Source organism: Acinetobacter sp. neg1, from assembly GCF_000788125.1.
GTDB lineage: Bacteria > Pseudomonadota > Gammaproteobacteria > Pseudomonadales > Moraxellaceae > Acinetobacter > Acinetobacter vivianii.
Genome location: NZ_JSZD01000013.1, coordinates 1 through 714, shown reverse-complemented (window position 1 = coordinate 714; position 714 = coordinate 1). Strand labels below are relative to the sequence as shown.

At 50.8% G+C, this 714-nt stretch carries 1 protein-coding gene; it reads right to left on the bottom strand.

Features of this window, described 5'->3' with window-relative positions; all coding sequences use genetic code 11:
- On the bottom strand, positions 1 to 714 hold a 714-nt coding region (locus PJ15_RS09600), incomplete at both ends, for an Ig-like domain-containing protein (protein ID WP_047430236.1).

Below are 714 nucleotides of genomic sequence, written 5' to 3'. Positions count from 1 at the left end.
TGATCTGCAGTCACATCATCAATGGTTAAGGTCGCACCTGCTGGATTTGGTGGAGTGAGATCCACTGTTTCTGTACCTGGTACAGATGGGTTACCTGCTGGATCGGTGGCAATTGCCGTGATGGTATCACCATCCACTAAACCACCTGGGTTTGGTACAGTCCATTCGCCTGTCGTTGGATCAGTCACCACATCAACAGTTGTGCCATCTGGGAAGGTTACCGTCACGGTTGAACCTGGTTCTGCGGTACCGGTGATTGGATCGGTACCATTGACTGGATCAATCTCTGGCGCTGCTGGTGCCGTCACATCCACGTTATAAGTTTGTGTATCAGTCACTGTGCTGCTGTTGCCTGCTGCATCGGTGAAGGTCGCTGTCGCATCGATGGTCGCATCTGGATCTGCAAGTAAGTCACTACCTGCTACATCTGCAGTCCATGTACCCGCTGCTGCATCAACAGTTGCAGTGTAGGTCACACCATTGATAACGAGTGTCACCACAGTCGTTGCTGCATCAGCAGGAATACCGGTTAAGGTACCTGTTACGGTCACTGTGCCTGTTGATTCTGCGGCATTCAACACGTTGTCTGCAGTCACATCATCAATGGTTAAGGTTGCACCTGCTGGATTTGGTGGAGTGAGATCCACTGTTTCTGTACCTGGTACAGATGGGTTACCTGCAGGATCTGTAGCAATTGCCGTGATGGTATCACCA